General features: G+C 67.0%; 9 protein-coding genes. 1 reads left to right on the forward strand and 8 read right to left on the reverse strand.

From position 1 onward, the window contains the following. Positions 1 to 147: 147 nt before the first annotated feature. The 8 genes from truD to AC1DQP_RS01995 all read right to left on the reverse strand — a co-directional run bounded on the left by truD (position 148) and on the right by AC1DQP_RS01995 (position 6,876). The gene (gene truD, locus AC1DQP_RS01960) at positions 148 to 1,194 is read right to left on the reverse strand and encodes a tRNA pseudouridine(13) synthase TruD (protein WP_478051011.1); all 1,047 of its coding nucleotides are present in this window, start codon (positions 1,192 to 1,194) and stop codon (positions 148 to 150) included. Next, a complete protein-coding gene (gene ispF / locus AC1DQP_RS01965; protein WP_457321349.1) occupies positions 1,191 to 1,688 on the reverse strand; it encodes a 2-C-methyl-D-erythritol 2,4-cyclodiphosphate synthase in 498 nt (165 codons plus the stop codon). The genes truD and ispF overlap by 4 nt, the downstream gene beginning before the upstream one ends. A gap of 36 nt (positions 1,689 to 1,724) precedes the next feature. Beyond that, positions 1,725 to 2,423 carry a 2-C-methyl-D-erythritol 4-phosphate cytidylyltransferase gene (ispD, locus tag AC1DQP_RS01970; protein ID WP_256774152.1) on the reverse strand — a complete coding sequence of 233 codons (699 nt, stop codon included), beginning with the start codon at positions 2,421 to 2,423 and terminating at the stop codon, positions 1,725 to 1,727. Then, the gene (gene ftsB / locus AC1DQP_RS01975; protein ID WP_478051012.1) at positions 2,420 to 2,770 is read right to left on the reverse strand and encodes a cell division protein FtsB; all 351 of its coding nucleotides are present in this window, start codon (positions 2,768 to 2,770) and stop codon (positions 2,420 to 2,422) included. The genes ispD and ftsB overlap by 4 nt, the downstream gene beginning before the upstream one ends. Positions 2,771 to 2,775: 5 nt before the next feature. Then, the gene (gene eno, locus AC1DQP_RS01980; protein WP_256774133.1) at positions 2,776 to 4,062 is read right to left on the reverse strand and encodes a phosphopyruvate hydratase; all 1,287 of its coding nucleotides are present in this window, start codon (positions 4,060 to 4,062) and stop codon (positions 2,776 to 2,778) included. Between the two features lie 137 nt (positions 4,063 to 4,199). After that, positions 4,200 to 4,553, reverse strand: coding sequence for a hypothetical protein (locus tag AC1DQP_RS01985; RefSeq protein ID WP_256774134.1), 354 nt, complete (start codon positions 4,551 to 4,553; stop codon positions 4,200 to 4,202). A gap of 37 nt (positions 4,554 to 4,590) precedes the next feature. Beyond that, positions 4,591 to 6,255, reverse strand: coding sequence for a CTP synthase (locus AC1DQP_RS01990; RefSeq protein WP_457320780.1), 1,665 nt, complete (start codon positions 6,253 to 6,255; stop codon positions 4,591 to 4,593). Positions 6,256 to 6,636: 381 nt separating this feature from the next. Further along, positions 6,637 to 6,876, reverse strand: coding sequence for a hypothetical protein (locus AC1DQP_RS01995; protein WP_256774136.1), 240 nt, complete (start codon positions 6,874 to 6,876; stop codon positions 6,637 to 6,639). Between the two features lie 163 nt (positions 6,877 to 7,039). Here AC1DQP_RS01995 and parE point away from each other — a divergent pair, with 163 nt between their 5' ends. After that, complete coding sequence (gene parE / locus AC1DQP_RS02000; RefSeq protein WP_478051013.1) at positions 7,040 to 8,929, forward strand: DNA topoisomerase IV subunit B; 1,890 nt, start codon at positions 7,040 to 7,042, stop codon at positions 8,927 to 8,929. Positions 8,930 to 9,396 lie beyond the last annotated feature (467 nt).

Here is a 9,396-nt window from a genome sequence, read left to right on the forward strand (position 1 = left end):
ATCGCGGTAGATCCACCCCATGGGTGGCTGCACGCGGCGCCGGATCGCCGTAGAGCCGCCCCATGGGTGGCTTGTGCGCGGTGCCGGATCGGAGCGCAGCCACGCATGGCGTGGCTCTACCGCCCCCCCTGATGGGGGATGCCGCAATCAATCCGCCGTCAGGAGCGTCTGGCTTGCGTCTTCCACCGGCCCCAGCTCGTGCAGCACGGCGGTGGCGTAGCAGCCCGGCGGTAGCGCGAAACTGAGCTCGAGCACATCCGGCTGCAACCAGGTGTGCTGCAGCATCGCCGGGCGCAGGCGCAGCGCGCGACGCTCCTGCTTCAGGCGCGCACTTTCCAGGCCAGCACGCAGCGCCAACGATTGTTCGTCCGATATCGCGCCCAGCTCCAGATCGGCGGCCGCGCCGGTACTGCGCAGCGCTCCCTCGCCCCACAACGGGCCACTGGGATGGATGTCGAAGCGGCCCAGGCGGTCGGCCAGCAGATCCGTCCACGGTTCCGGACCGAACACGCTGCGGCTGCCGTCCAGCATCCACACCTCACCGTCCAGCGGCGTGTCCCAGTTGCCCTGCGCGACGCGCTCGGCCAACACCTGGTTGAACAGGGCCGAGCGTGCCGCCGACAACAGCAGCGAACGCTGGTCCGGGCGCACGCGTCGGCCGCCAAACATCGCCAGCGCCGCCGGCACATTGCCGCCGTCGCGGCCGAAACGCTGTTCGCCGAACCAGTTCGGCAGTCCGCGCGCGGCGATCAGCGACAGCCGCTCGTCGATCGCCTTCGCATCGCCCTGCACGTCCCGCAACACCAGCTTGAACCGATTGCCCGCCAGCGCGCCGCGCTGCAGCTTGCGGTTGTGCCAGGTCGACTCGACCACCTCGATCTCATCGGAGGCCAGCAGCGCCGGATCCGGTGCGATGCGCTTGGGCAGGTGCACGCTGAAACGCTGAGTGGTCACCGCGTGCCGGTCCTTCATGCCGGCGTAGCTCACCGCCATGTCCGGCAATCCGGCCCACCGGGCCAGCACTTTGGCCACGTGCACGGTGTTGGCGCCGCGCTTGCGGAGGGTCAGCAGCAGGTGCTCGCCCTCCCCGCTCGGCTCGAACGCCGGCAGCTCGTCCACCTGGAAATCTTCCGGAACGCTGCGGATCTTCGCGCTCAGCAGCGGCGCACCAAATGCCAGCGGAAGCGGGATCACAGTGCCACCAACAGCACGACGGCCTGCGCGGCGATGCCCTCACCACGCCCGGTGAAGCCCAGCTTCTCCGACGTGGTGGCCTTGACGCTGACCGCATCCAGCGCGACGCCCAGCAGCGCGGCAATGCGCTCGCGCATGGCCAGCGCATGCGGGCCCACCTTGGGACGCTCGCAGATCACGGTGATGTCGGTGTTGCCGACCTGCCAGCCACGCTCGCGCAGCAGGCTGTTGCAATGGGCCAGGAAGCGGCAGCTGTCGGCATCTTTCCAGCGCATGTCCGAGGGCGGGAAGTGCTGGCCGATATCGCCCAGCGACAGCGCACCGAGCATCGCATCGCACAGCGCATGCAGGATCACGTCGCCGTCGCTGTGGGCGAGCACGCCGCAGCTGTGCGCCACGCGGATGCCGCCGAGCATGATGTGGTCGCCCGTGCCGAAGGCGTGGACGTCGTAGCCCTGTCCGATGCGGACCGGAGGAAAGGAAGGCGTGTTCATTGCAAAAAACCTGCGGTTGTGGCGCCGCGCGCGGACTCAGTATCCGCGACGCGACAGCTCGAATTCGAAACGGGACAGATCGGCCGGCGTGGTGACTTTGAAGTTGTCTTCGCTGCCTTCCACCAGCAACGGGCGCAGCCCCTGCCGCTCCATCGCCATGGCGTCGTCGGTGACCTCCACGCCGGCATCGGCGGCGTCCTGCAGCGCGCGCGCCAACTGGTGGCGGCGGAACAGCTGCGGGGTCAGCGCCCGCCACAGGCGGGCACGCGGTTCAGTGGCATCGATGCCGCCGTCGTCACCGGCACGCTTGAGGGTGTCGCGCACCGGCGCGGCCAGGATCGCCCCGACCGGATCGTTGCGCCCCACTTCCAGCAGCCGGCCCAGATCGGCGGCGGCCAGGTTGGGCCGCGCGGCGTCATGCACCAGCACGAAATCATCGGCACGCACGCTTTCGGGCAGCGCCTGCAGCCCGGCCAGCACCGATGCGGCACGGGTAGCGCCGCCGATGCAGGTCAGGATCGGCTTGTCGGCCAGCGCCTGCCAGCCCGGCCAGTCGGTGTCGCCCTCGGCGATGGCCACCATCACCCCGGCAACCACCGGGTGCGACAGCAGGGCTTCCAGCGTATGCGCCAGTAGTACCCGGTCGCCTGCGACCAGGTACTGTTTGGGTGTCTGTCCACCGAAACGGGTGCCGCGACCAGCGGCCGGCACCACCGCCCAGACCGTGCCCATCAGGGCACTTCCTGCGGCAGCGCTTCCGGCGGCGCCATGGCCGCCGGTCCGCGCGCAGGCGCGACCGGGGCATCTTCGACCACGCGGTAGAACTTCTCGCCAGGCTTGATCATGCCCAGCTCGCTACGCGCGCGTTCCTCGATCGYGGCCTGGCCTTCCTTGAGGTCCTTGACCTCGGCGGCCAGCGCGTCGTTGCGCTGTTGCAGACCGGCGTTGTCGCGCTGCTGGTTGGCGACCTGGGCCTCCAGGGTCATCACTTCCCCTGAATTGCCCGGGCCGAACCAGAAACGGTACTGCAGCCACGCCAGCAGCAGCGCGAGCAACAGCAGCGTCCAGCGCCAGTTGCGCATGGGGATCAGCGCTTCAGCGACACGAACGCGTCACGACCGGCGTAACGCGCACCGGCACCGAGGGCTTCTTCGATGCGCAGCAGCTGGTTGTACTTGGCCACGCGGTCGCTGCGGCACAGCGAGCCGGTCTTGATCTGGGTGGCGGTGGTGGCCACGGCGATGTCGGCGATGGTGGTGTCTTCGGTTTCGCCCGAACGGTGCGAGACGATCGAGGCATAGTTGGCCGCGTGCGCCATGGCGATCGCTTCCAGCGTCTCGGTCAGGGTGCCGATCTGGTTGACTTTGATCAGGATCGCGTTGGCGGTGCCGGACTCGATGCCTTCCTTGAAGATCTTCGGGTTGGTCACGAACAGGTCGTCGCCGACCAGCTGCACCTTGTTGCCGATGCGGTCGGTGAGCAGCTTCCAGCCGGCCCAGTCGTTCTCGGCCAGGCCGTCTTCGATGGTGATGATCGGGTACTGCGCGGCCCAGTCGGCCAGGAAGTCGACGAACTGCTCGGAGGTCAGGCGCTTGTTTTCGCCGACCAGGTTGTACTTGCCGTTCTCGAAGAATTCGCTGGAGGCCACGTCCAGGCCCAGCAGCACGTCTTCACCGGCGGTGTAGCCGGCTTTGCCGATGGCTTCCAGGATGGTGTCCAGCGCTTCGACGTTGCTGCGGAAGTCCGGCGCGAAGCCGCCTTCGTCGCCCACCGCGGTGCTCAGGCCGTGGCCCTTGAGCACCGACTTGAGCGAATGGAAGATTTCGGTGCCGGCGCGCAGCGACTCGGAGAAGGAGGTGAAGCCGACCGGCAGCACCATGAATTCCTGGAAGTCGACATTGTTGTCGGCATGCGCGCCGCCGTTGATGATGTTCATCATCGGCACCGGCAGGGTCACATCACGGCCATTGGCCAGGTGCTGCCACAGCGCCTGCTTCTTCGACGCCGCCACGGCGTGCGCGTTGGCCAGGGAAACCCCCAGCAGCGCGTTGGCGCCCAGGCGGCCCTTGTTCTCGGTGCCGTCCAGATCGATCAGGCGACGGTCCAGGCCTTCCTGGTCGGCGGCATCGAAGCCCTTGAGCGCATTGGCGATCGTGGTGTTGACGTTGGACACGGCATTGCGCACGCCCTTGCCCAGGTAGCGGGTCTTGTCGCCGTCGCGCAGTTCCACCGCTTCCTTGGTGCCGGTCGAGGCACCCGACGGAACCGCGGCGCGGCCGAACGAACCGTCCTCGAGGATGACTTCAGCTTCCAGCGTGGGATTGCCACGGCTGTCGAGGATTTCACGGGCGTGGATGCTGCGGATCGTGGTCATAGCGGGCCGGTTACCAGTCAGGAAGGGGAAACGCCAGAAAGTAGCGTTGAAAAGCTGCCGCGTGATTATCGCCATCCGCCTGCCGCTTGCCAAATCGGCATTGCGACGCGGTCGCCGGCCAACGCCGAGTCACGCGGTCAGAGCAGCGCAGGCACCAGCAGCACGGCCAGCAGCAACGCCATCAGCGCAAGCGCGGCGCCACCGCCGACGGCCTGCCGATGGAGCCGGATGGCCAGCACGCTGGCGATGAGGCCGCCGAGCAGGGTCGCCCCGCCCAGCGCGAGCGTGGCGTACAGGTACGGCGCGGTGGCCTGCATCGCGTGGCTGCCGTCACCGGGCATGCCGACACTGGCCATGACCAGCACCATCAACATGAAGGCACAGGCCCAGGCCCCGATCGACAGCAGCAGCGCGGCCCAGCCCCACGGCCAGGCGCGCCAGTGCCGGCGCTGGCGGCGCGCTTCCAGCGCCGCCCACGGATCCTGGCTCATGCCGGCCGCCCGCACCGATGGCGGCTGCATGCGGCGATCAGACGCCTGCTGCCTGCGGCAACGCGCCGCCGGCCTTGCGCTCGCGCGCCGCACGGATGAAGCCGATGAACAGCGGATGGCCTTCGCGCGGCGTGGACAGGAACTCCGGATGCGCCTGGCAGGCCAGGAACCACGCGTGCTGGTCGCGCGGCAGCTCGATCACTTCCACCAGGGTGTCATCCATCGACTTGCCGGCAATCACCAGGCCGGCGTCTTCCAGCTGGGTGCGGTAGCGGTTGTTGAACTCGTAGCGGTGGCGATGACGCTCGGACACGACATCCTTGCCGTACAGCTCGCGGGCCAGCGTGCCCGGCTTGAGCCGCTGCTCCTGCAGGCCCAGGCGCATGGTGCCACCGAGGTCGCTCTTGTCGTCGCGCTTTTCCACATCACCGGTGGCGGTGCGCCATTCGGTGATCAGGCCGATCACCGGATTAGGCGACTGGCGGTCGTTCTCGGTGCTGTTGGCACCGTCCAGGTTGGCCACGTGGCGGGCGAAATCGACCACTGCGGCCTGCATGCCGTAGCAGATGCCGAAGTACGGCACGTTCTGCTCACGGGCGAACTGCGAGGTCAGCACTTTGCCTTCGAAACCACGGTCACCGAAGCCGCCCGGCACCAGGATGCCGTCGACATCCTTCAGCGCGGCCATGTCGGTGCCTTCCAGCTCCTGTGCTTCCAGCCACTTCAGGTTGACCTTGGTGCGCTGGCGCAGGCCGCCATGCTTGAGCGCCTCGCCGACCGACTTGTAGGCGTCCTGGTGGTCCACGTACTTGCCGACCACCGCGATGGTGACCTCGTCCAGCGGGTGCAGGGTGGCGTCCACCGCCGCTTCCCACTCGGACAGATCGACCGGACCGGCCTTGTCGCCCAGCTTGAGCTGGTTGATGACGATCTCGTCCAGACCCTGCGCGTGCAGGCCCATCGGGATGCGGTACAGCACGTCCACATCCGGCACGCTGATCACCGCGCGCTCGGAAACGTTGGTGAACTGGGCGATCTTGCGGCGTTCCGAATCCGGCACGACCTGCTCGGAACGGCACAGCAGCACGTCCGGCTGGATGCCGATCGAGCGCAGTTCCTTGACCGAGTGCTGGGTCGGCTTGGTCTTCAACTCACCGGCCGCGGCGATGTACGGCACCAGGGTCAGGTGCATGAACAGCGCCATCTCCGGGCCGCGCTCGGTGCGGACCTGGCGGATGGCCTCCAGGAACGGCAGCGATTCGATATCGCCCACGGTGCCGCCGATTTCCACCAGCGCCACGTCGAAGCCTTCGGTGGCCTCGTCCATGCAGCGGCGGATTTCATCGGTGATGTGCGGGATGACCTGCACGGTGGCGCCGAGGTAGTCGCCGCGGCGCTCCTTGCGGATCACGTTCTCGTAGATGCGGCCGGTGGTGACCGAGTTCTTGCGGCTCAGGCGGGTGCGCACGAAGCGCTCGTAGTGGCCCAGGTCCAGGTCGGTCTCGGCGCCGTCGTCGGTGACGTAGACCTCGCCGTGCTGGAACGGGCTCATGGTGCCCGGGTCGACGTTGATGTACGGGTCGAGCTTCATCATCGTGACGCGCAGGCCACGGGCTTCAAGGATGGAGGCGAGTGACGCGGCGGCAATGCCTTTGCCGAGCGAGGACACTACGCCGCCGGTTACGAAGATCAAGGGAGTCATGGCTGGGGGTGTCCTGTCAGGAAGGGGGAGACGACGCCGGYGCGCGGGGCGACGGACGACGCAAAGGGAAAATGGAGGGGGATCGGGCCGCCGGCTGCGGAGGACACACGCGCCGGGGACGGGATCGGGGAAGCAGCGAAGCGGCCGGTCGGCGAGGTCGGGTTGGCCGTGCCGGTCGCTGAATGGACCGTCACCTCCTGCCTACCCTGCTGGCGATCGCGCACGATCAGGCCAGTCCATTCGCTGATGGATGACACATACTGCTCCCGGAAAGCGCTAGTTTACAGATTGAAGGCCACAAGCCCAAGCGCTGGCATGCGGCCTTCACAAAAAAAAGACGCCCCGGCAGTGCCGGGGCGTCCATGAGGGCATCGGAAGGGGTCAGCGCTTCTTCTTCGCCTCTTCCTCTTCTTCCTTCTGCGGGGCCTGCTCGCCCTTGGCCTTCATCTCGGCGGTGGCCTGGGCGCGGCGCTTGGCCTTGGCGTCGGCCTCGGACTGGGCCTTGTCGGCCTGCTCGCCCAGCTGCGGCGTGGGCTGGCCCTGTCCGGCGTTCTGCGCCATAGCCAGCGGCACGGCCAGGACGGCGGCGGCAATGGCAACGATGGTCAGCAACTTCTTCATGGGATGGCTCCTCGCGGTCTCGGCTTGGGATGGGGATTCCGGGGGACGGATTCCACCAGGCACAGTCTATCGAACCCCGGTCGGCCGGGCCCTGAACGTGTGGCGTGCAAAAAAACCGTCCAGACCGCAAACTTCGCCGTCGCTTTGCGCTTTATGAAGACAGATGAACGCCCGCTATAACGCCGCCGATATTGAAGTCCTGTCCGGCCTGGACCCGGTCAAGCGCCGCCCCGGCATGTACACCGACACCGCGCGCCCGAACCATCTGGCGCAGGAAGTCATCGACAATGCCGTCGACGAAGCCCTGGCCGGGCATGCCCGTACGGTCGAGGTCACCCTGTACAAGGATGGCAGCTGCGAGGTCAGCGATGACGGCCGTGGCATGCCCGTGGACATCCACCCCGAGGAGAAAATCCCCGGCGTCGAACTGATCCTGACCCGCCTGCACGCGGGCGGCAAGTTCAACAACAAGAACTACACCTTCTCCGGCGGCCTGCATGGCGTAGGCGTCAGCGTGGTCAATGCGCTGTCGACMCTGGTCGAGGTGCATATCAAGCGCGACGGCAGCGAACACCGCATCACCTTCCGCAATGGCRATCGCGCCACCCCGCTGGAAGTGGTCGGCAGCGTCGGCAAGAAGAACACCGGTACCCGCGTGCGGTTCTGGGCCGACCCGAAGTATTTCGATACGCCCAAATACAACCTGCGCGCGCTGCGCCATCTGCTGCGCGCCAAGGCCGTGCTGTGCCCGGGACTGACCGTCAAGTTGCGCGACGAAGCCACCGACGAGCAGGACAGCTGGTACTACGAAGACGGCCTGAGCGACTACCTCAAAGCCGAACTCGGCGAGCGCGAGATGCTGCCGGCCGATCTGTTCGTGGGCCACCTCAAGAAAGAAAATGAAATCGTGGACTGGGCCCTGGCCTGGATCCCCGAGGGTGAGCTGGTCCAGGAGAGCTACGTCAACCTGATCCCGACCGCCCAGCACGGCACCCACGCCAATGGCCTGCGTACCGGCCTGACCGAGGCGTTGCGCGAGTTCTGCGACTTCCGCAACCTGCTGCCGCGCGGCGTCAAGCTGGCCCCGGAAGATGTGTGGGACCGCGTGTCGTTCGTGCTGTCGCTGAAGATGACCGACCCGCAGTTCAGCGGCCAGACCAAGGAACGCCTGTCCTCGCGCCAGGCGGCCGGTTTCGTCGAAGGCGCCGCGCACGACGCCTTCAGCTTGCTGCTGAACCAGAACGTGGAGATCGGCGAAAAGATCGCCCAGCTGGCCATCGAGCGCGCCAGCGCGCGCCTGAAAACCGAAAAGCTGGTGACCCGCAAGAAGGTCACCCAGGGCCCCGCCCTGCCCGGCAAGCTGGCCGACTGCATCAGCCAGGATCTCTCGCGCACCGAGTTGTTCCTGGTCGAAGGCGACTCGGCCGGCGGCAGTGCCAAGCAGGCCCGCGACAAGGACTTCCAAGCGATCATGCCGCTGCGCGGCAAGATCCTGAACACCTGGGAAGTCTCTTCGGGCAGCGTGCTGGCCTCGGAGGAAGTGCACAACCTGGCCATTGCGATCGGCTGCGATCCGGGCAAGGACGACATCACCGGGCTGCGCTACGGCAAGGTGGTGATCCTGGCCGACGCCGACTCGGACGGCCTGCATATCGCGACGCTGCTGACGGCGCTGTTCCTCAAGCACTTCCCGGCGCTGGTCGATGCCGGCCACGTGTTCGTGGCGATGCCGCCGCTGTTCCGTATCGATGTGGGCAAGCAGGTGTTCTACGCCCTGGACGAGGAAGAAAAGCGCACGATGCTGGACAAGATCGAGCGCGAGAAGATCAAGGGCACGGTCAGCGTCACCCGCTTCAAGGGTCTGGGCGAAATGAACCCGCCGCAGCTGCGCGAATCGACCATCCATCCCGATACGCGTCGGCTGGTGCAGTTGACCATCGATGATGGCGAGCAGACCCATTCGCTGATGGACATGCTGCTGGCCAAGAAGCGCGCCTCCGACCGCAAGCAGTGGCTGGAGAACAAGGGCGATCTGGCATCGCTGGAAGTCTGATCCGCGCCTGACGCCGACGCAGGAGAGCCCGCCTCATGGCGGGCTTTTTCTTTGGGTTCCCGTCCCGATCAAGGGGCGGCTGATCCAGGGTCCGCAGCATTTTGAGTACGGCGATGCGGGGCTGGACGGGGTGTCTTGGATCGGGCGGTGTCTTCGCTCGGGTCTGTCGCGAGCGTGAGGGCCYCGTAGCAGCCGGTAGGCCCCTGGCGCAAATGTCCCCGRGCCGCGGGGCGGCCTCCTCCTTTATTTTGCCCAGGGGCCTACCGGCYGCYACGGGGCTCGGCTTGCGGTACGCAGGTGGAAGCCAGACTTTTCTGTCGCTGGTCGGTGGGTCGGGCGCTTGGCCCCCATGCCCTTGGAGGAGACCGGTAGTGCCGAGCCATGCTCGGCAAGTCGCAGGATGCCAGCGAAACAAAGGAGGACGCGGCCGCAGGCCGACGCCGGGGGCGTCGCCGGAAAGGCCATGG

This window comes from Stenotrophomonas sp. P5_A8 (assembly GCF_056400545.1).

Coding starts and splice junctions, on each gene's coding strand:
- AC1DQP_RS01985 (WP_256774134.1), bottom strand. CDS start 4,553: ATGAGCCAGGATCCGTGGGCGGCGCTGGAAGCGCGCCGCCAGCGCCGG.
- eno (WP_256774133.1), bottom strand. CDS start 4,062: ATGACCACGATCCGCAGCATCCACGCCCGTGAAATCCTCGACAGCCGT.
- AC1DQP_RS01990 (WP_457320780.1), bottom strand. CDS start 6,255: ATGACTCCCTTGATCTTCGTAACCGGCGGCGTAGTGTCCTCGCTCGGC.
- ispF (WP_457321349.1), bottom strand. CDS start 1,688: ATGAACACGCCTTCCTTTCCTCCGGTCCGCATCGGACAGGGCTACGAC.
- AC1DQP_RS01995 (WP_256774136.1), bottom strand. CDS start 6,876: ATGAAGAAGTTGCTGACCATCGTTGCCATTGCCGCCGCCGTCCTGGCC.